Raw genomic sequence first — 20,763 nt, forward strand, 5'->3', positions numbered from 1 at the left:
CAAAGGCCCCGATTAAGGGGCCTTTGTTTTTTACATCAACGACTTATCAAGCGAACGGATGACGCAGAACGATGGTTTCGTTGCGATCCGGCCCCGTCGAAATAATGTCGATCGGCGCGCCGATCAACTCTTCAACGCGTTTGATGTAGGCACGAGCGTTAGCTGGCAGCTCTTCCAGGGTTTTGGCACCCACGGTCGATTCGGTCCAGCCCGGCACTTCTTCGTACACAGGCTGCAGGCCCACGTAGCTGTCAGCGTCGGTCGGCGCCACGGCATTGCCTTGCGCGTCCTTGTAGCCGGTGCAGATGTTGATGGTTTCCAGACCATCGAGGACGTCCAGCTTGGTCAGGCAGATGCCCGAGATGCTGTTCACATCGATGGCGCGACGCAGGATAACGGCGTCGAACCAGCCGCAACGACGGGCACGGCCGGTGGTCGCGCCGAACTCGTGACCTTGCTTGGCCAGGTGCGCGCCCACGTCGTCGAACAGCTCAGTCGGGAATGGACCCGAACCGACGCGAGTGGTGTAAGCCTTGGTAATGCCCAGGATGTAGTCGAGGAACATCGGGCCAACGCCCGAACCGGTCGCCACGCCACCGGCGGTGGTGTTGGAACTGGTCACGTACGGGTAGGTACCGTGGTCGATGTCGAGCAGCGAACCCTGAGCACCTTCGAACATGATGTCTTTGCCGGCGCGACGCAGGTCGTGCAGCTCGGCAGTCACGTCGAGCATCAGCGGCTTGAGCAGCTCGGCGTATTCCTTGCACTCGGCCAGGGTCTTTTCGAACTCGATGGCCGGCTCTTTGTAGTAACCGACCAGCATGAAGTTGTGGTAATCCACCAGTTCACGCAGCTTGTCTTCGAAACGCGGCATGTTCAGCAGGTCGCCGACGCGCAGGCCACGGCGTGCAACCTTGTCTTCGTAAGCCGGGCCGATGCCGCGACCGGTGGTACCGATCTTCAGCTCGCCACGGGCTTTTTCACGGGCCTGGTCCAGCGCCACGTGGAAGGACAGGATCAGCGGGCAGGACGGGCTGATACGCAGGCGCTCGCGCACCGGCACGCCTTTCTCTTCCAGCTTGGTGATCTCACGCAGCAGGGCGTCAGGTGCAACCACCACGCCGTTGCCGATCAGGCACTGCACGCCTTCGCGCAGCACGCCCGACGGGATCAGGTGCAAGACGGTTTTTTCGCCGTCGATCACCAGGGTGTGGCCAGCGTTGTGGCCACCTTGGTAGCGCACTACGGCGGCAGCATGTTCGGTCAGCAGATCAACGATCTTGCCTTTGCCCTCATCACCCCATTGGGTGCCCAGGACTACGACATTCTTACCCATAACACTTGTCCTCATTCGCGCAAACTTGGTGCCGGCGATGGCCGGCAGGAAAACTCAAGAAGCCAGTGGCGATACTTGCCAAAGCCCGTTCTGCTGAATCAATTGCCGGTCGCAGTCCGCATCACGGGCGGCGGCCAAAGGTTGTCCAGGCAATGCCTGAACGACACGCTGACCCTCACTGCGCAACTGGCAAACCTGCTGCCAGAGTGCCGCATCCGTACTGTCAGGCATCCAGATACCGCCAGACGGTAGCTCGATCTCAGCACGCCCCAGGGTCACCAGGGTTTTCAAATCGGTAGAGAAGCCGGTCGCCGGACGGGCACGACCGAAGTCGGCGCCGATGTCGTCGTAACGACCGCCCTGAGCGATGGACTGACCCACGCCCGGGACAAACACCGCGAACACCACACCGGTGTGGTAGTGGTAGCCACGCAGCTCGCCCAGATCGAAGTACAGCGGCAGCTCCGGGAAACGCGTCGCCAGACGCTCGGCGATTGCCAGCAAATCTTCCAGCGCTGCCAAAACCGGCGCCGGCGCATTGGCCAGACGCTCACGGGCAGCGCTCAATACTTCACGGCCACCACACAGGTCGACCAGTGCCCGCAGCATGCCGGACAGATCGGCCGGCAGGCCTTCGGTCAAGCTAATGACCTCATCGATGGCCTTGCGTTGCAACGCATCGAACAACTGCTGCTCAACCTCACCGGACAGACCGGCGGCACGCGCCAGACCACGGTAGATGCCGACATGGCCAAGGTCCATGTGCACATCCGGCACATCGGCCAGTTGCAGCATGGCCAGCATCAGGCTGATGACTTCCACGTCGCTGCTCGGGCTGGCATCGCCGTACAACTCGGCACCCAGTTGAATCGGGCTGCGCGAGGACGACAGCGCACGCGGCTGGGCATGCAACACGCTGCCGGCGTAGCACAGGCGGCTAGGGCCTTCGCGACGCAGGGTGTGCGCATCGATGCGCGCCACTTGCGGCGTGATGTCGGCACGGAACCCCATCTGCCGACCCGACTGCGGGTCGATGACCTTGAAGGTACGCAGATCCAGGTCCTGGCCCGCACCGGTCAGCAGGGATTCCAGGTACTCGATATGGGGAGTCACGACAAACTCGTAACCCCAGCTCTGGAACAGATCCAACACCTGACGACGCGCGACTTCAATGCGCGCCGCTTCCGGTGGCAGTACTTCTTCGATGCCATCTGGCAGCAGCCAGCGGTCTACCGTTGCCATTACGCCATTCCCCTTTGATCCGGGCGGCCAGCCTGCGGGCGAGCCTTGAGTGAAGCAGAAAATGACCGAACCGTTCAAAACGCACGCGCATGAACGACGCGGCGAAAGGCCTGTTACCGGCTTCGCCCATCACTTTCCTCGAAAAACGCTCGGGCCATTCAACCCGATGCCTGCAACAAAAAACAGCAATCAAACGTGCAGACGCAAAAAAGCCGGGAATTTCCCGGCTGCCGCATCATACACACGTTTTCCCAAAGGATCACCCCGCCCGAGGTTTTAGCCGCCGGGCGGAATGATTCAGGTCAACGTCGTATCAAGGCTTGGACTTTTCCAGGTAACGGAAGAAGTCGCTGCTTGGGTCGAGAACCATGACGTCGGATTTGTTCGCGAAGCTGTCACGGTAGGCACGCAGGCTACGGTAGAAACCGTAGAACTCCTGATCCTGACCGTAGGCCTTGGAGTAGATCGCAGCAGCCTGGGCATCGCCGTCACCGCGAATCTCTTCGGATTCACGATAGGCCTCAGCCAACAGCACGCGGCGTTGACGATCGGCGTCGGCACGGATGCCTTCGGCCAGCTCGTTACCCTTGGCGCGGTGCTCGCGAGCTTCACGCTCACGCTCGGTGCTCATGCGCTCGAACACGCTGCGGTTCACTTCTTTCGGCAGATCGATGGCCTTGACCCGGACATCGACGACTTCGATACCCAGCTCTTTTTCCGCCATCTTGTTCAGCGACGCGGTGATGTCAGCCATCAGCGCATCACGCTCACCCGACACCACTTCGTGCAGGGTGCGTTTGCCGAACTGGTCACGCAGACCGGATTCCAGACGACGGGACAGACGCTCGTCGGCGATTTGCTTGAGGCCGGAAGTCGCGGTGTAGAAGCGCTCGGCATCTTTCACGCGCCACTTGGCGTAGGCATCGACCATCACGGCTTTCTTTTCCAGGGTCAGGAAGCGCTGTGTCGGTGCATCCAGCGTCATCAGACGTGCGTCGAATTTACGCACCTGGTTAACGTAAGGCACTTTCACATGCAGGCCCGGCTGAACATCAGCCTGAACCACACGACCGAATTGCAGCAGCACCGCACGCTCGGTCTGAGCGACGATGTAGAAGCAGTTCCAGCCCACCAGCACCACGACAACGCCAACGATCAGGGCGATCAGCGATTTATTGCTCATCAGCGGCTCTCCCTTGTACGTGTCTGCGGCAGGTCAGTGACATGCGGCGCGACGTCCGTGTTGTTGCTGGCGGCGGCCGAACCGGTCACCGGTGCATTGCTGCCCGAACTGTTCTGGATCATCTTGTCCAACGGCAGGTAAAGCAGGTTGCTCTGGCCGTTCTTGTTGCCGGTCACGAGTACCTTGCTGGTGTTGCTGAAGACTTCCTGCATGGTGTCCAGGTACAGACGCTGGCGGGTGACTTCAGGGGCCTTGCGATATTCCGCGACCAGCTTGGTAAAGCGGTCTGCCTCACCCTTGGCGCGCGAGACCGTTTCGTCACGGTAACCGTTGGCATCCTCGAGGATACGCTGGGCCTGACCACGGGCTTCCGGCACGACGCCGTTGGCGTAGGTTTCCGCCTGGTTGCGCGAACGCTGCTCGTCTTCCCGGGCGCGGATCACGTCGTCAAAGGCTTCCTGCACTTCGCGCGGTGCCGCTGCGCTCTGTACGTTGACCTGAGTGACGGTGATACCGGTGCGATAGGTATCGAGGAAACGTTGCAGACGCTCCTTGATTTCGCTGGCCATCAGTTCACGACCTTCGGTCAGCACCTGGTCCATGGCGGTCGAACCCACCACGTGGCGCAGAGCACTGTCGGTCGCATGCTGCAGGCTGATTTCCGGCTGATCGACGTTCAGCACGAAATCCTGCAGGTTGCTGATCTTGTACTGCACGGTCAGCGGCACTTCGACGATGTTTTCGTCTTCGGTCAGCATCTGGCCCTGCTTGGTGTAGGCACGCTCACGCGTGACGTTCTCCATGTACTTCTTGTCGATCGGCGGGAAGTAGATGTTCAGGCCGGGGCCGACAGTCTCGTAGTACTTGCCGAAGCGCAGCACCACGGCTTGCTCCTGCTCGTCGACCACATAGACTGCGCTGTACAGCCAGACAGCCGCCAGCACGACGAGGCCGATGCCGAGCAGACCGCCGAAGCCGCCACCACTCCTGCCCGAACCACCGCCGTCGTCACCACCGCGTTTCTTACCACCACCGAACAACCCGTTCAGGCTTTCCTGCAGCTTTCGGAAGGCCTCGTCGAGATCCGGTGGCCCCTTGCGGTCGCCGTTATTGCGGCGCTTGCCACCCCAAGGATCCTGATTATTCGAGTTGCCACCCGGCTCATTCCAAGCCATAGCGCTCTCCATCTGATAAAGCAAAGACGCACCCACGGCGCGCCGACCAATGCTACAGAATGCCTGCCGTTGCGGCACAACCGCTTTGCCAGGCTTTTATTGCAAAGTGTGTTGCTCGATGAATTCCATCGGCTGCAATCCTTCGCGGCTTACCAGTCGATTCAACTCGACCCGGGGCAAACGAACGGCCAGCAGGCAGATGCCTTCTTCGTCGTGTTCTTCTTTCTGTACCGCGCCGAGTTCGAAGAACTGCGCACGCAGTCGAGCGAACCGTTGCGGCAAGCGCAATGTCCCCACAAACAAATCACTGCCCAGCAACTCGGCAATGGCTTGCTCAAGCAATTCCAGACCCGTGCCATCACGCGCCGACAGCCAGACCCGCTGTGGCTTGCCATCGGCATCGCGCTGGATCTGTGGCTCAACGCCTTCAAGCAAATCGAGTTTGTTGTATACCTCGAGGATCGGCAAGTCCTGCGCCCCGATCTCGCCCAGCACCACCATCACCTGCTCGATCTGCAACATGCGATCCGGCTCGGCCGCGTCGATCACGTGCAACAGCAGGTCGGAGTTGCTCGACTCTTCGAGCGTAGACCGAAATGCCTCGACCAGCTTGTGCGGCAAGTGCCGAATGAACCCTACCGTGTCCGCGAGAACAATCGGCCCCAGGTCGTCCAGTTCCAGACGGCGCAGGGTCGGGTCCAGCGTGGCGAACAACTGGTCGGCCGCGTACACCTCGGATTTGGTCACGTTATTGAACAGCGTGGATTTGCCGGCGTTGGTATAGCCCACCAGAGACACGGTAGGGATATCCGCACGGGAGCGGCCGCGTCGCGATTGCTCGCGCTGGCTGCGCACTTTTTCCAGACGCCCCTTGATCTGACGCAGACGCACCCGCAGCAGACGCCGGTCGGTTTCGAGCTGGGTTTCACCCGGGCCGCGCATGCCGATACCGCCACCCTGACGCTCAAGGTGAGTCCAGCCGCGAACCAGGCGAGTGCTCATGTGATCAAGCTGGGCCAGTTCGACCTGGAGCTTGCCTTCATGGGTACGCGCGCGCTGGGCAAAGATATCGAGAATCAGGCCGGTACGGTCGATCACGCGACACTCGAAAACACGTTCGAGGTTACGTTCCTGACTGGGCGTGAGAATGTGATTGAAAATCACCAGATCGGCCTTCTCGGCATGGACCAGGTCGCGCAATTCTTCGACCTTGCCGCTGCCAATCAGGAATTTGGCGGTTGGCCGATGACGCGGTACGTTAAAAAACGCAACGGTCTCGGCGCCCGCCGAATTAGCCAATTCCTGAAACTCCTGCGGATCTTCGCGCGCCTCAGGGTCCTGACCTTCCAAGTGAACGAGGATGACTCGCTCACCACCACCGTGGCGCTCAAAGAACAAAGGAGACTCCTATCAGGCGTTACCTGGCTCAGCGTCACCTGCATCGGATTCGGTTGCGCTAGGCAGACGAATTGGACGTACTGGCACGACTGTCGAGATAGCGTGTTTGTAAACCATCTGGCTGACGGTGTTTTTCAGCAGGATAACGAACTGGTCGAACGACTCGATCGTGCCTTGCAGTTTGATACCGTTGACCAGGTAGATGGAAACCCCAACTTTCTCTTTACGTAAAGTATTCAAGTAAGGGTCTTGTAGCGAATGCCCTTTTGACATGTGCCGCACTCCTTTAAGGATTCAATAATAAAAATAGGTAATTCAGATGGCTTTGGCCGCCACACCCCCAAGGATAGACGGCAATTGCAAGGACTCAGCTCAATATGGAGATGGTCCCAAGGTATTTCAAGGCGCGTGGCAGATTGTCGCAATCAAGACTGTCCAGCCAGTGCAGTTCTTCCCAGCTGCGCAGCCAGGTGAACTGGCGCTTGGCCAATTGACGCGTGGCAATGATGCCGCGTTCCTGCATTTCAGCTAACGACAGCTTGCCATCCAGGTAGTCCCAGACTTGGCGGTAGCCTACCGCACGTATAGACGGCAACCCGGCATGCAGGTCACTTCTTTTACGCAGGGCTACGACCTCGTCGATGAATCCCTGTTCCAGCATATTTGTGAATCTTTGTTTAATGCGTTCGTGCAGTACCTGGCGATTTGCCGGAGCAATGGCCAAGTTCGCGACAGTATAGGGCAATTGTTGCCGTCCCGAAGCGGCTGCTTCAGTACTTTGCGCAGATTGTTGCTGACGCAGGGCGGTCATGCTCTGGCCGCTGACCCGATAAACCTCCAGCGCCCGACTCAGGCGCTGCGGATCGTTCGGATGAATGCGTGCCGCCGACACCGGATCGATGATCGCCAGCTGATCGTGCAGGGCTTGCCAGCCAAGGCGTGCAGCCTCTTCTTCGATCTGCGCACGAACCTCGGGATCCGCCGCCGGCATGTCCGCCAGGCCATCAACCAACGCCTTGTAATAGAGCATGGTGCCACCGACCAGCAGCGGAATTTTTCCGCGTGCGGTGATCTCGGCCATCGCTTGCAGGGCATCGCGGCGAAAATCGGCGGCCGAATAGGCCTCGGCCGGATCGAGAATGTCGATCAGCCGGTGCGGAAACTCGGCCAGCAATTCTTTGGAAGGCTTGGCGGTGCCGATGTCCATGCCGCGATAGACCAGCGCCGAGTCGACGCTGATCAGCTCGCACGGCAGCACCTTGGTCAGCTCGATGGCCAGGTCGGTCTTGCCCGCAGCGGTCGGGCCCATCAGGAAAATCGCTGGAGGAAGCTGGCTCATCAACGACCGCGCAGGAACAGTTTGTCCAGATCGTCCAGGCCCAGTTGGGTCCAGGTCGGTCGGCCATGGTTGCATTGACCGCTGCGCTCGGTGTTTTCCATGTCGCGCAGCAGGCCGTTCATTTCTGGCAGGGCCAGGCGCCGGTTGGCGCGGATCGCACCGTGGCAGGCCATGGTGCCGAGCAGTTCGTTCAGGTGTGCCTGAATCCGGTCGCTGGTGCCGTATTCCATCAGGTCCGATAACACGTCACCCACCAACCGATTGGCCTCGGCCTGCTTGAGCAGCGCCGGAATCTGGCGGATCGCCAACGTTTCCGGGCCCAGACGCTGCAGCTCGAAGCCCAGCTTCTGGAACCATGCAGCGTGTTCTTCGGCACAATCGGCTTCACGCTGACTGACCGCCAGCGACTCCGGCACCAGCAGCGGCTGACCGCTGAGACCTTCGCTGGCCATGGCGATCTTCAGGCGTTCGTACATGATCCGTTCGTGCGCGGCATGCATATCCACCAACACCAGACCCTGCGCGTTCTCGGACAGGATGTAGATGCCCTTGAGCTGCGCCAGTGCGTAACCGAGCGGCGGAATATCTTCCTGACCGGCCGGCAGTGCGTTGGCATTCGCTTCCGGCAACGGTGCGAAGAACTCTCGGTAAGCGGCTTGAGCCTCGGCGGCCGGCGGCATCGCCGACTGCGGACGTGGCGTGTACTGATACTGATAAGCGCCGCCAGCGCTGGCACCCGAAGACGTGTTGAACGCCGGTTGCGCCTGCGGTTGCTCGAGCAGCGCATTGGCTGCCAGACGCATTTCACCCTGTGGGCCGAACTCACCGGCCTCGATGCCCGTTGGCCGAACGACAGCGGTCGTCACGGAACCGGCCAATTGATCCTCGGGACGCACATCGCCCAGCGCACGGTGCAGCGTGCCGTAAAGGAAGTCATGCACCATGCGCCCGTCACGGAAGCGCACTTCGTGCTTGGTCGGGTGCACGTTGACGTCCACCGCCGCCGGATCAACCTCGAAAAACAGCGCAAACGTCGGATGACGACCGTTGAACAGCACATCGCGATAAGCCTGACGCACCGCGTGGGCCACCAGTTTGTCGCGCACCGCACGACCATTCACAAAGAAATACTGCAAGTCCGCCTGGCTGCGGTTGAAAGTCGGCAACCCGACCCAGCCCCACAGGTGCAAGCCGTTGCGCTCGATCTCGATCGGCAGCGCCTGCTCCAAAAAGCCCGAACCACAAATCGCCGCCACCCGCCGGGCGCGGGCCGCATCATCGTGGGCCTCGTGCAGGCTGAGGATGGTCTTGCCGTTATGGCGCAGATGGAAGGCGACGTCGAAACGCGCCAGCGCCAGACGTTTGATCACTTCTTGCAGGTGATCGAATTCGGTTTTTTCGGTCTTGAGAAACTTGCGCCGCGCCGGCGTGTTGAAGAACAGGTCGCGCACTTCCACCGAGGTACCGACCGGATGCGCCGCCGGCTGCACCCGAGGCGCCATGTCGCGACCTTCGGTTTCAACCTGCCAGGCCTGATCGGCATCGCGGGTGCGCGACGTCAGGGTCAGGCGCGCCACGGAGCTGATCGACGCCAGTGCCTCACCACGGAAGCCCAGGCTCATCACCTGCTCCAGATCTTCGAGGTTGCGAATCTTGCTGGTGGCGTGACGGGCCAGCGCCAGCGGCAGGTCGTCGGCGGAAATGCCGCTGCCGTCGTCACGCACCCGCAGCAACTTGACGCCGCCCTGCTCGACATCGACGTCGATGCGCTTGGCACCGGAGTCGAGACTGTTTTCCAGCAATTCCTTGATCACCGAAGCCGGGCGCTCGACCACCTCACCGGCGGCGATCTGGTTCGCCAGCCGCGGGCTGAGCAGTTCGATGCGTGCGGCGTTCAACACCTGGTTCATTCTTTGGACGCCAGTTCGGTGCCAGGGATGGTCAGGTGCTGACCGACCTTCAGCTCATCGCTGCTGAGGTTGTTGGCGCTACGCAGCGTCGCGGGGGATACCTGATAACGCACCGCAATCATCGCCAGCGTTTCGCCCGGGCTTACGCGGTGATCACGCGGGCCTTGGGCGATCTTGCCGGAGTCACGCAGCCAGGCAATGTAGGTGCCCGGTGGCGGGTTCTGCTGGAAGAACTGGCGCACGCCGCTGCTGATCGAGCGCGCCAGCGCCTGCTGGTGGCTCGATGCCGAGAGTTTGTTCGCTTCGTTGGCGTTGGAGATGAATCCGGTTTCGACGAGGATCGACGGGATGTCCGGCGACTTCAGCACCATGAAGCCGGCCTGCTCCACGCGCTGCTTGTGCAGCGGGGTCACGCGGCCAATGTTGGTCAGGACTTTCTGACCGACGTTGAGGCTGGACGTCAGCGACGCGGTCATCGACAGGTCGAGCAACACACCGGCGAGCATGCGGTCCTTGTCGTCGAGGCTGACATTGCCGGCACCGCCGATCAGGTCGGAACGGTTTTCGCTGTCAGCCAGCCAACGGGCGGTCTCCGAGGTGGCGCCGCGATCGGACAGGGCAAACACCGATGCACCGAAGGCTGCTGCAGATGGCGCGGCGTCAGCATGGATCGAAACAAACAGATCGGCGCCCTTCTTGCGGGCGATTTCGGTACGGCCGCGCAACGGGATGAAGTAGTCGCCGGTCCGGGTCAGTTCGGCGCGGAAGCCTTTCATGCCGTTGACCTGACGCTGCAGCTCGCGGGCGATCTGCAGTACCACGTCTTTCTCACGCTGGCCGCGCGAGCCGGACGCACCCGGGTCTTCGCCGCCGTGGCCGGCGTCGATCACCACAATGATGTCGCGCTTGCCGGCCGGGGCCGGTGGGAGTTTGATCGCCGGTTCCGACGGTGTCACCGGCACTGCCGGCACGGTGGCGACCGATGGCGTCGGAGCTGGCGGCGGCGCCGCATCGGCCGGGTTGTCGAACAGGTCGACCACCAGACGGTTACCGTATTGCGCGTTCGGCGCCAGCGAGAAGCTTTTCGGGGTGACGGCTTTTTTCAGGTCGATGACCACCCGCAGGTCGGTCGGCGTACGCTGGGCCGAACGCATCGCGGTGATTGGCGTGTTGGCGGTCGAGACTTTCAGCGGCGCACCCAGGGTAGCGCCGTTGATGTCGATCACCAGCCGATCCGGTGCGGTCAGGGTGAAGACGCTGTGCTGCACCGGGCCGCTCAGGTCGAAGACCAGTCGCGTGTTGTCCGGCGCCCGCCACAGGCGCACGCTGTTGACCTTTGTCTCGGCCACAGCGTTGACGGTCACTGCCATCAACATCAGTCCAACGGCAGCCACCAACGCGCGAAAGCGCATACCTAACCCCATCATTTAATTGGATTCCAATGCCAAAGCGGCACACCAGGCCTCGCCACGCGAGCCCTGGGATAACATTTTCAGCGAACGCCCGCTGTCTTGCGGGCTAATGGTAATGGTCAGGTCAGGCTTTGGCAAAAAGCCTGCACCTTTATCGGGCCACTCGATCAGGCACAGGGCGTCGTCTTCGAAATAGTCGCGGATGCCGAGAAACTCCAGCTCCTCTGGATCGACCAAACGATACAGGTCGAAGTGGAAGGCGCGGATGTCACCGATTTCGTAGGGTTCGACCAGGGTGAAGGTCGGACTTTTTACTGCGCCAACGTGCCCCAGGCCACGAATGATGCCCCGCGACAGAGTGGTTTTGCCCATGCCCAGGTTGCCTTCGAGAAAAATCAGGCCGTGGCCCCGGGTAACGCGGGCGATCCGTGCGCCAAAGTCGCTCATGGCCTGTTCATCGGCCAGGTACAGGGTTACTTCAGACACGGTGCATGCTCCTCCAACAACTGACGAATGACTGGAATCAGATCACTGGCCGCCAGCCCACGGCCGAATTTACCTTGTTGCGCGCCGGCATTGGCGTGCAGCCAGACTGCGAGGCACGCGGCATCGTAGCCGTCCATGCCCTGCGCCAGCAGCGCCCCGATCAACCCGGCGAGTACATCGCCCAGACCAGCGGTGGCCATGGCCGGATGGCCTTGATGACACAGCGCCAGACGCCCATCGGGATGGGCGATGAGGCTGCCGGCGCCTTTGAGCACGACGACGGCCGAATATTTTTTGCTCAACGCCCGCGCGGCTGCCGGGCGGTCTGCCTGCACCTGGGCGGTATCGATTCCCAGCAGGCGCGCCGCCTCGCCCGGATGCGGAGTGATCACGCAATTATTGGGCAGGCTGACAAAACCGCTTGCCAGCAGATTCAACGCGTCGGCGTCCCATACCTGCGGCAGCTGCGCATTGGCGGCGGCGGACAACAGCGCCCGGCCCCAGCTCGCTTGGCCGAGACCCGGGCCCACCACCAGCACCGAAACCTTCTCCAGTAGACCCATCAACTGATTGGCCGACGACGTGCCGAGCGCCATGACTTCCGGCATCCGCGTCAGCGCTGCCGGGACATGTTCCGGCCGGGTTGCCAGCGACACCATCCCGGCGCCGCTGCGCAGGGCCGTTTCGGAACTGAGCAGAATCGCCCCGCCCAATCCCTGATCGCCGCCGATCAACAGCAAATGCCCGAAGCGCCCCTTGTGCGCAGCGGGCGCACGCGCAGCCAGTCGTGGAAGATTAGCCGTCGCAAGGCGCACAGCGCTGGCAGGAGCGTCACGGTAGATGTCGGCGGCGGCTTGCAGATCGTTAAACACCAGCGCCCCGACCTGATCCGCCGCATCACCGGTGAACAGGCCGAGCTTCAAGCCGATAAAGGTCACGGTAAGGTCGGCGCGAACCGCAACGCCGAGAACATGCCCGGTATCGGCAGACAGTCCGGAAGGAATATCCACCGCCACCACCGGCAGGCCACTGGCATTGATTGCCTTGATCGCGGCGACATACGGCTCGCGCACATCGCCGGTCAGCCCGGTGCCGAGCAAGGCATCGACAATCACCCCAAGCAGCTCGCTGTGCGCAGTCCAGCCCTGCACGGCGACACCATCGTTGATGGCCTGCGCATAAGCCTGCGCCGCGTCGCCCTGCAAGCGTTGCGGATCACCGACGGCCAGCACCCGCACCGCCCACCCGGCACGGTGCGCCAGCGCGGCGATCAGAAAACCATCACCGGCGTTGTTGCCATGCCCGGCAAGCACAGTCATTTGGTTCGCCGCAGGCCACTGTCGCACCAATGCGCGCCAGGTCGCATGAGCGGCGCGCTGCATCAATTCGAAGCCCGGCGTACCCGCAGCGATCAGCCGCGCATCGAGTGCTCGCACCTGCGCGGCGCCATACAGCGCGTCGGGTAATTCATCTTTCGTGTGCGGCATGCGTCTTCGGGCTCCGATGTCTGGCAGAATTATACGCACCTCAGCTCCGGTTTCTCTCGCCTCATGTCCGCCATCACCACAGATCTGCCCGCCCTCGCCCAATCGATCAAAGATTGGGGCCGCGAGCTGGGCTTCCAGCAAGTCGGCATCAGCGGTCTGGACCTGGCCGAGCATGAGCAGCATCTGCAGCGCTGGCTCGCCGCCGGCTACCACGGCGAAATGGATTACATGGGCGCCCACGGCAGCAAACGCTCGCATCCGGAGGAACTGGTTCCCGGCACGTTGCGTATAGTTTCGCTGCGCATGGACTACCTGCCCGGCGACACGCAAATGGCACAAATGCTGGCGCAACCGGAGAAAGCTTACGTTTCGCGTTATGCCTTGGGCCGCGATTACCACAAATTGATCCGTAAACGTGTGCAGCAATTGGCCGACAAGATTCAGTCAGAGATTGGCCCGTTCGGTTTTCGCGCCTTCGTCGACAGCGCCCCGGTGCTGGAAAAAGCCATCGCCGAGCAAGCCGGGCTGGGCTGGATCGGTAAAAATACGCTCGTGCTGAACCGCAAGGCCGGCAGCTATTTCTTCTTGAGTGAACTGTTTGTCGATCTGCCGCTGCCCGTGGACGAACCGCACAGCAGCGAACATTGCGGGCGCTGTACCGCGTGCCTGGACATCTGCCCGACCAATGCTTTCGTCGGCCCCTATGTGCTGGACGCCCGGCGCTGCATCTCGTACCTGACCATCGAACTGAAAAGCGCCATCCCCGAAGACCTGCGCCCGCTGATCGGCAATCGCGTGTTCGGCTGCGACGATTGCCAGATCGTCTGCCCGTGGAACCGCTTCGCCCGACCATCCGGGGAAAGCGATTTCAAGCCACGGCACAACCTGGACAACGCCGAACTGGCGGAGCTGTTCATGTGGGACGAGGACAAATTTCTCAGCAGCACCGAAGGCTCACCGCTGCGCCGCGCCGGTTACGAGCGCTGGCTGCGCAATCTGGCGGTCGGGCTGGGCAACGCGCCGTCGAGCATTCCGGTGCTGGAGGCCTTGAAGGCGCGCCGTGATTACCCGTCCGATCTAGTCCGCGAACACGTCGAGTGGGCGCTGAAACAACACGGTCAATTGTAGGAGCTGCCGCAGGCTGCGATCTTTTGACTTTGATATTTAAAAGACAAGATCAAAGGATCGCAGCCTGCGGCAGCTCCTACAGGGGAATGCATTAATGCTCGTCGTTGTAGACGAACTTGGGCATTTCCCAGTGGAAACGGATGGCCAGCAACCGCAACAGAAAACCGCCGAACAAGGTAATCAGAATCGCCTGTTCGCTCGGCACATTCAGGTACAGGCAGAGCATGTAGCACCACGCGGCGGCGAACGAGACGCTGGCGTACAGTTCGCGGCGGAAGATCAGCGGGATGTCGTTGCAGAAAATGTCGCGCAGGATGCCGCCGAACACTCCAGTGATCACGCCGCTGACCGAGGCCACCAGCATGCCGTGGCCCATTTCCAGCGCAGTCATGCAGCCAATCAGGGTGAACGCCACCAGGCCGACCGCGTCGAGCACCAGAAACAGTGAGCGCAGGTGACGCATCCAGCGCGCGGTGAACACGGTGAGCATTGCGGCGGCCGAGGTCAGCACCAGATATTCCGGGTGCTTGACCCACGTCAGCGGATAGTGCCCGAGCAACACGTCACGTACAGAACCGCCGCCCAATGCCGTGACGCAGGCGATCAACACCACCCCGAACCAGTCCATGCCGCGCCGCCCGGCAGACAGCGCGCCGGTCATGGCTTCAGCGGTAATGGCGATCAGATAGAGCATCAGCAACATGGTGGCGGTCCTGGCAGGAAGGCGCGCAGTCTAGCCATTTCAGCGCCGCACCAGAAGGGGGCGGTAAGCGCCCCCTCAAAACCTGTGGCGAGGGGATTCATCCCCGATGGAGCGCGAAGCGCTCCCCGCTACAGTTTCACCAAGTGGCCCGGTGCAACATCAGAACTTGATGAAATGCTTGCGGTAGTGCTGCAGCTCGGCGATCGACTCGCGGATGTCGTCCAGCGCCAGGTGCGTGCTGCCCTTCTTGAAGCTGTCGCGCACGTCCGGTGCCCAGCGTGCGGCCAGCTCCTTGAGCGTCGACACGTCGAGGTTGCGGTAGTGGAAGTAGCTTTCCAGCGCCTTCATGTGGGTATAAAGGAAGCGCCGATCCTGGCAGATGCTGTTGCCGCAGATCGGCGACTTGCCTTTCGGCACCCACTTTTCCAGGAAGGCGATGGTCTCGGCCTCGGCTTCGGCCATGCTGATGCGGCTGTCGCGTACGCGCTGGGTCAGGCCCGAGCTGCCGTGAGTGCGGGTGTTCCACTCGTCCATGCGGGCGAGCACATCGTCACTGTGGTGAATGGCAATCACCGGGCCTTCGGCCAGGGTGTTCAGGTCACTGTCGGTGACGATGGTGGCCATTTCGATGATGACGTCGTTTTCCGGATCCAGACCGGTCATTTCCAGGTCGATCCAGATCAGGTTCTGCGGGTTTTGCATATTCGGGCTCCTAGGCAATGCTGCGCAGTTTAGCCTAGGCCGGTGCCCGGGCGTGCTAAACTCGCGGCCGTTTTACCTAATCGCTGCATTCTTCAGACGGAACACCCATGGCCAAACGCCAACTCAATCGTCGTCAAAACTGGCGCATCGAAAAGATTCAGGGCGAGCGCGCCGCCCGCGCCGCCAAACGCGAGTCCTCGGCGGTCGAAGCCCTCGAGGGCGGCGATCTGGGGCCTGAGCAACACGGCCTGGTGATCGCCCACTTCGGGGTGCAGGTCGAGGTCGAGGCTGTGGACGGCGATCTGGCCGGTCAGGTATTCCGTTGCCACCTGCGCGCCAACCTGCCGGCGCTGGTGACCGGTGATCGGGTGGTCTGGCGCGCCGGCAACCAGGGCATCGGCGTGATCGTCGCACAACTGCCGCGCACCACCGAACTCTGCCGCCCGGACAGTCGTGGCCAGCTCAAGCCGGTCGCTGCCAACGTCGACATGATCGTCATTGTCTTCGCGCCACTGCCCGAGCCGCATGCCAACCTGATCGACCGCTACCTGGTGGCCGCTGAACACGCCGGCATCCGCCCGTTGCTGCTGCTGAACAAATTCGACCTGATCGACAAGCAAAACGCCCCGGCGCTCAATGCCCTGCTGGCGGTGTACCGCACGCTGGGTTATCCGGTGCTGGAAGTCTCGGCGCATCACGGCAATGGCATGGAACAGTTGCAGAAGCAGCTCGACGGGCGCATCAGCGTGTTCGTCGGCCAGTCCGGCGTCGGCAAGTCGTCGCTGGTCAACAGCCTGCTGCCGGAAGTCGAGACCCGTGTCGGCCCGTTGTCGGAGCTGTCCGGTCAGGGCACGCACACCACGACCACCGCACGCCTGTTCCACTTCCCGGGCGGCGGCGAGCTGATCGACTCCCCGGGGATCCGTGAGTTCGGCCTGGGCCACGTCAGCCGCGCTGATGTCGAAGCCGGCTTCATCGAGTTCAACGACCTGCTCGGCACCTGCCGCTTCCGCGACTGCAAGCATGACCGCGAACCCGGCTGTGCACTGCTCAAGGCCCTGGAAGATGGCCGCGTGCAACAGCAGCGGATGAACAGCTACCGCTCGATCATCGCCAGCCTGCCGGAAAACGGCTACTAAACATCTGCACCGGCAGCCTCTCGCCCGAGGGCTGCCGGATGTCGGACCGCGCCTGACAAATCCTCGATTCCGTTAAACGTCAGACTCTTCTGACAGCCCCGTCCGCACCCGCTTGCAGGACATTTCTCTTTCACCGCCCAGCCCTTGTAGGCCCGCGTCAGATGCCTAGATTGGGGTCCTCCTTCGCACCTTTGCGACCTTCGAGGAACCCCATGCAGACTTACCATTTGTTCATCAGCCATTCGTGGAACTACGCCCACGCCCACGACAATCTGGTACGCCTGCTCGGCGCCAGACCGGATTTCAGTTTCAAGAATTTTTCCGTGCCGCCGCACAACCCGATCATGGGCGCGCAGACCGACAAGCAGCTTGAAGAAGCCATCGAAAACAAGATTCGTCCGTGCTCGGCGGTGCTGATCATGGCCGGGATGTATTCGACTTACAGCAAGTGGATCAACAAGGAAATCGAGATCGCCAAACGCCTGGGCAAAGTGATCATCGCGATCAAGCCGTTCGGCGCCGAGCGCATTTCCACTGTCGTGCGTGAGGCGGCTCACGCCGAGTGCGCGTGGAACACCAACAGCATCGTCAGTGCGATTCGTCTGCACACGGCGGTGTAACCATGCGCAAAGGACTGTTTATCGGCATCAACCACTACGACCACGTCTCGCCCTTGAGCGGCTGTAACAACGACGCCATGGCCATGGCGTCGGTGCTGGAGCGTCACGCCAACGGGCGACCGAACTTCAGCAGCAAAGTGCTGACTTCCGCCGAAGAAAAACTCACGCTCAGCCATATGAAACAGCAGATCCAGAGCCTGTTCTCAGGCGACTGTGACGTGGCACTGCTGTACTTCGCCGGCCATGGTCAGTTCGACACCAGCATCGACGAAGGACTCCTGATTCCCCAGGACTATCAGCCTGGCGGAGACGGGATCCGCATCAGTGACATTCTGGAGTGGGCGGACAAGGCCCCGCACATCAAGAACAAAATCATCATTCTCGATTGCTGCCAGGCCGGCGCAGCAGGCGCCATGCGTAATCTGCGTGGCGGCAGCAGTGTGATCGGCGAAGGCGTGACCATTCTCACGGCCTGCAAAAAAGAACAGTACGCTGTGGAGAGTCGCGGTCATGGCGTCTTCACGGATCTGTTGCTGCAAGCGCTGCACGGTGGCGCTGCCAACGTACTCGGCAAGGTCACCCCCGGTAGCGTTTATTCGTTTGTCGACAATGCGCTGGGCGCCTGGGAACAGCGTCCGGTGTTCAAGACCAATGTCTCGCAGTTCGTGCCGCTGCGCGAAGTCGCGCCGCTGATTGCCGAGGAAACCCTGCGCAAACTCAAGGACTGGTTCCCCGAGCCAAGTTTCGTCTTCCGGCTCGATCCCAGCTACGAGCCCACCGAAGCGCTGTTCGACCCCGAGCACGGCGACATCTTCAAGCAACTGCAAATGTGCAACCGCCACAGCCTGATCGAACCGGTGGATGCCGAACACATGTACTACGCCGCGCTTCACTCCACCGGCTGCCGCCTCACCGCACTTGGCGCCTATTACCGCGAACTCGCCATAAAAGGACACTTCTGATGCCCGTATTCATCAGCTACCGCCACATCGATCGTCCGCAAGCCATGGCGATCAATGCCCAATTGATGCAGGCCAACATCAAGACCTACCTCGACGTACTCGACCCGGAATCGCAGACCACCGACGACATCACCGGGGTGATCACCCGCAACATCACCGAATGCACACACCTGCTGGCGGTGGTTTCGGAGAAAACCGCACTGTCGTGGTGGGTGCCGTTCGAAATCGGCGAAGCGACCATCAGCAACCGACGGATCTGCTCGTTCCGCACCGGGCCCGCGCGGTTGCCGGAGTATCTGGACAAGTGGCCGAAGCTGAGCACAGCCAGTGATCTGAATTTCTTCATCGATGCCTATCGTGAAGAAGTGTCGAGCAAGCGCTCGATGACGCTGGATTCGAGCAACGAGTCCTTCAGCGGCACCTATAAGCGCAACGCCGATCTGTTCCATGAACAACTGAAAAATCGCATTCGACGCGGTTTCTGAGGCCAATCGACAGCCACAAAAAAGCCGACATCACTGTCGGCTTTTTTGTTGGTCACTGCTTCGGTGCGGGGGCCGGTGCAGCGGCTGGCGGAGCTGTTGGCGCTGGCGCCGCAGTCCCCGGCACTGCCGGTTTCGGTGCGGCGTCGTCGAACAGGTTCAAGCGTTCGCGCAACTCGTGGGCCGGCACCGGTTGCTGGTCTGCCGGCAACGCGTTCGGATCGACCGGCGTCGCCGGAGCGGCGCCGTTCTGACCTTCGGCGGCAGGCTTGGCCGCGTCGGCACCCTGCGAGCCTTCGATGGCCGCTTGCGCTTTTTTGGTCAGGACCACGATGTCGATGCGGCGGTTGACCGGGTTGAACGGGTTCTCCTTGTCGAACAGCGCCGACGAGGCATAACCGACGACCCGCGCCACCTGCGAATCCGGATAGCTGCCGGCCACCAGTGCACGCCGCGCGGCGTTGGCACGGTTGGCCGAGAGTTCCCAGTTACCGAAATCGCCGGTGCCGGTGTACGGCTTGGCATCGGTGTGACCGCTGATGCTGATCTTGTTCGGCACCGCTTTGATGGTGTCGGCCATGGCCAGCAGGATGTCTTCGAAGTACGGCTTCAGACGTGCCGAGCCCGAGTCGAACATCGGCCGGTTTTCCGCGTCCATGATCTGGATGCGCAAGCCGTTCGGGGTGATCTCGAACAGGATCTGATCCTTGAACTTCTGCAGCTGCGGGTTCTCGTCGACCTTGTTCTGCAGTTCTTGCAGCAACAGCTCCAGGCGTTCTTTCTCGACCTGCTCGGCCATGCCTTCGACCTGCTCGGTGTCGACCGTGACCTTGTCCGGTTGCGGCTGCGATTTCACTTCAGGGTTGAGAGTGTTTTCCGGCGCCAGGGTCGGTGTGCCGCCCAGATCGATGATGTACGGCGTGCCGCTTTCGGAGAAGCCGACCGGATCCTTGAAGTAACCGGCGATGGCGATCTTCTGCTCCGGCGTTGCGGTGGACAGCAACCACAACACCAGGAAGAACGCCATCATCGCCGTGGCGAAGTCGGCGAAGGCGATTTTCCACGCCCCGCCGTGGTGCCCACCGGCTATGCGCTTGACGCGCTTGATGATTATCGGCTGATTATTTTCCATGGCTTAGCGACCGCGAACGGCTTGTTCCAGCTCGGCGAAGCTTGGACGGTGCGCCGGGTACAGAACCTTGCGCCCGAACTCCACCGCCAGCGATGGCGGCATGCCGGAAGCCGACGCCACCAGCGAAGCCTTGATGGCTTCATAGACGTTCAGCTCTTCCTTGGCATCGTGGGCCAGGGAATGCGCCAACGGGCCGAAGAAGCCGTAGGCCGCGAGAATACCGAAGAAGGTACCGACCAGAGCCGCACCCACGTGCAGACCGATGGATTTCTGATCGCCTTCGCCCAGGGACGCCATGGTCACCACGATACCCAGTACCGCCGCGACGATACCGAAACCGGGCATGGCGTCGGCGATGCCGTTCACCGCATGGGATGGGTGCTCGAGGTCTTCCTTGAGGCTGTAGAGTTCCATGTCGAACAGGCCTTCCAGCTCATGCGGAGCCATGTTGCCGGAGGACATGATGCGCAGGTAATCGCAGATGAACGCGGTCATGCGCTCGTCTTTGAGCACGGCCGGGTACTTGGCGAAGATCGGGCTCGCAGCGGCGTCTTCGATGTCGCCTTCGATGGCCATCATGCCTTCGCGGCGGCTCTTGTTGAGGATCTCGTAGATCAGGCCCAGCACTTCCAGATAGAACGTGTGGCTGAAACGCGAACTGAACATGCTCAGGGATTTCTTGAGCACGTGCATCGTCATGTAACCGGGGTTGGCCTGCAGGAATGCACCGAGGGCCGCACCACCGATGATCATCACCTCGAAGGGCTGGATCAGGGCGGCAATTTTGCCGTGGGAGAGCACGTATCCGCCGAGCACGCTCGCGAATACGACGATGATGCCGATAATTTTAGCCATAGGTAGAAAGTACTTACTTAAGTCGGGTTCAAGGTCATATTCGGAAGTTAAAAAATCTCTTCTTCTACTTAT

General features: G+C 61.3%; 20 protein-coding genes. 5 read left to right on the plus strand and 15 right to left on the minus strand.

Going from position 1 to position 20,763, the window contains the following annotated elements:
• Positions 1–46: 46 nt before the first annotated feature.
• The 11 genes from AB1J88_RS17980 to AB1J88_RS18030 form a co-directional block, all read right to left on the minus strand.
• A complete protein-coding gene (locus tag AB1J88_RS17980) occupies positions 47–1,336 on the minus strand; it encodes an adenylosuccinate synthase (RefSeq protein ID WP_003221122.1) in 1,290 nt (429 codons plus the stop codon).
• Between the two features lie 54 nt (positions 1,337–1,390).
• Positions 1,391–2,578, minus strand: coding sequence for an ATP phosphoribosyltransferase regulatory subunit (locus AB1J88_RS17985; protein ID WP_041065693.1), 1,188 nt, complete (start codon positions 2,576–2,578; stop codon positions 1,391–1,393).
• Between the two features lie 313 nt (positions 2,579–2,891).
• A complete protein-coding gene (hflC, locus tag AB1J88_RS17990; protein WP_041065696.1) occupies positions 2,892–3,761 on the minus strand; it encodes a protease modulator HflC in 870 nt (289 codons plus the stop codon).
• Entirely contained in the window at positions 3,761–4,936 is a 1,176-nt protein-coding gene (hflK, locus tag AB1J88_RS17995; protein WP_041065698.1) for an FtsH protease activity modulator HflK, read from the minus strand. Before hflK ends, hflC begins: the two co-directional genes overlap by 1 nt.
• Positions 4,937–5,032: 96 nt before the next feature.
• Positions 5,033–6,334 carry a ribosome rescue GTPase HflX gene (gene hflX / locus AB1J88_RS18000; RefSeq protein WP_003221114.1) on the minus strand — a complete coding sequence of 434 codons (1,302 nt, stop codon included), beginning with the start codon at positions 6,332–6,334 and terminating at the stop codon, positions 5,033–5,035.
• 12 nt (positions 6,335–6,346) lie between these two features.
• Entirely contained in the window at positions 6,347–6,607 is a 261-nt protein-coding gene (gene hfq, locus AB1J88_RS18005) for an RNA chaperone Hfq (RefSeq protein WP_003221112.1), read from the minus strand.
• A 94-nt stretch (positions 6,608–6,701) separates the two neighbouring features.
• Positions 6,702–7,673: a tRNA (adenosine(37)-N6)-dimethylallyltransferase MiaA gene (miaA, locus tag AB1J88_RS18010; RefSeq protein WP_430291627.1), complete on the minus strand. Its 972-nt coding sequence runs from the start codon at positions 7,671–7,673 to the stop codon at positions 6,702–6,704.
• Complete coding sequence (mutL, locus tag AB1J88_RS18015; RefSeq protein ID WP_186448485.1) at positions 7,673–9,574, minus strand: DNA mismatch repair endonuclease MutL; 1,902 nt, start codon at positions 9,572–9,574, stop codon at positions 7,673–7,675. Before mutL ends, miaA begins: the two co-directional genes overlap by 1 nt.
• A gap of 5 nt (positions 9,575–9,579) precedes the next feature.
• Complete coding sequence (locus AB1J88_RS18020) at positions 9,580–10,959, minus strand: N-acetylmuramoyl-L-alanine amidase (protein ID WP_373557748.1); 1,380 nt, start codon at positions 10,957–10,959, stop codon at positions 9,580–9,582.
• Positions 10,960–11,010: 51 nt separating this feature from the next.
• Entirely contained in the window at positions 11,011–11,481 is a 471-nt protein-coding gene (gene tsaE / locus AB1J88_RS18025; protein WP_086794250.1) for a tRNA (adenosine(37)-N6)-threonylcarbamoyltransferase complex ATPase subunit type 1 TsaE, read from the minus strand.
• Positions 11,469–12,968 (minus strand): NAD(P)H-hydrate dehydratase, encoded by a 1,500-nt coding sequence (locus tag AB1J88_RS18030; protein ID WP_086794249.1) that lies wholly within the window; start codon positions 12,966–12,968, stop codon positions 11,469–11,471. Before AB1J88_RS18030 ends, tsaE begins: the two co-directional genes overlap by 13 nt.
• Before the next feature lie 63 nt (positions 12,969–13,031).
• Here AB1J88_RS18030 and queG point away from each other — a divergent pair, with 63 nt between their 5' ends.
• Positions 13,032–14,096 carry a tRNA epoxyqueuosine(34) reductase QueG gene (gene queG / locus AB1J88_RS18035; protein WP_430291629.1) on the plus strand — a complete coding sequence of 355 codons (1,065 nt, stop codon included), beginning with the start codon at positions 13,032–13,034 and terminating at the stop codon, positions 14,094–14,096.
• A 91-nt stretch (positions 14,097–14,187) separates the two neighbouring features.
• On the opposite strand, the gene AB1J88_RS18040 is transcribed toward queG, so the two are convergent.
• The gene (locus AB1J88_RS18040) at positions 14,188–14,799 is read right to left on the minus strand and encodes a trimeric intracellular cation channel family protein (RefSeq protein WP_047290974.1); all 612 of its coding nucleotides are present in this window, start codon (positions 14,797–14,799) and stop codon (positions 14,188–14,190) included.
• Between the two features lie 159 nt (positions 14,800–14,958).
• Positions 14,959–15,501, minus strand: a complete 543-nt coding sequence (gene orn, locus AB1J88_RS18045) for an oligoribonuclease (RefSeq protein WP_430291630.1) — start codon at positions 15,499–15,501, stop codon at positions 14,959–14,961.
• Positions 15,502–15,608: 107 nt separating this feature from the next.
• On the opposite strand from orn, the gene rsgA reads away from it, so the two are divergent.
• The 4 genes from rsgA (at position 15,609) to AB1J88_RS18065 (ending at position 18,707) form a co-directional block, all read left to right on the plus strand.
• Positions 15,609–16,640, plus strand: a complete 1,032-nt coding sequence (rsgA, locus tag AB1J88_RS18050; protein ID WP_430291631.1) for a small ribosomal subunit biogenesis GTPase RsgA — start codon at positions 15,609–15,611, stop codon at positions 16,638–16,640.
• Positions 16,641–16,852: 212 nt separating this feature from the next.
• Positions 16,853–17,260: a TIR domain-containing protein gene (locus AB1J88_RS18055; RefSeq protein ID WP_430291633.1), complete on the plus strand. Its 408-nt coding sequence runs from the start codon at positions 16,853–16,855 to the stop codon at positions 17,258–17,260.
• Positions 17,261–17,262: 2 nt separating this feature from the next.
• A complete protein-coding gene (locus AB1J88_RS18060; RefSeq protein ID WP_198758186.1) occupies positions 17,263–18,222 on the plus strand; it encodes a caspase family protein in 960 nt (319 codons plus the stop codon).
• Positions 18,222–18,707 (plus strand): toll/interleukin-1 receptor domain-containing protein, encoded by a 486-nt coding sequence (locus AB1J88_RS18065; RefSeq protein ID WP_041065725.1) that lies wholly within the window; start codon positions 18,222–18,224, stop codon positions 18,705–18,707. Before AB1J88_RS18060 ends, AB1J88_RS18065 begins: the two co-directional genes overlap by 1 nt.
• A 52-nt stretch (positions 18,708–18,759) precedes the next feature.
• On the opposite strand, the gene motB is transcribed toward AB1J88_RS18065, so the two are convergent.
• Both motB and motA read right to left on the minus strand, forming a co-directional pair.
• Complete coding sequence (gene motB, locus AB1J88_RS18070) at positions 18,760–19,836, minus strand: flagellar motor protein MotB (protein WP_134785299.1); 1,077 nt, start codon at positions 19,834–19,836, stop codon at positions 18,760–18,762.
• Between the two features lie 3 nt (positions 19,837–19,839).
• Positions 19,840–20,691: a flagellar motor stator protein MotA gene (gene motA / locus AB1J88_RS18075; protein ID WP_007952169.1), complete on the minus strand. Its 852-nt coding sequence runs from the start codon at positions 20,689–20,691 to the stop codon at positions 19,840–19,842.
• Positions 20,692–20,763 lie beyond the last annotated feature (72 nt).

The sequence above is a fragment of the Pseudomonas sp. S8 genome (assembly GCF_050473925.1).
Classification (GTDB): Bacteria; Pseudomonadota; Gammaproteobacteria; order Pseudomonadales; family Pseudomonadaceae; genus Aquipseudomonas; species Aquipseudomonas parakoreensis.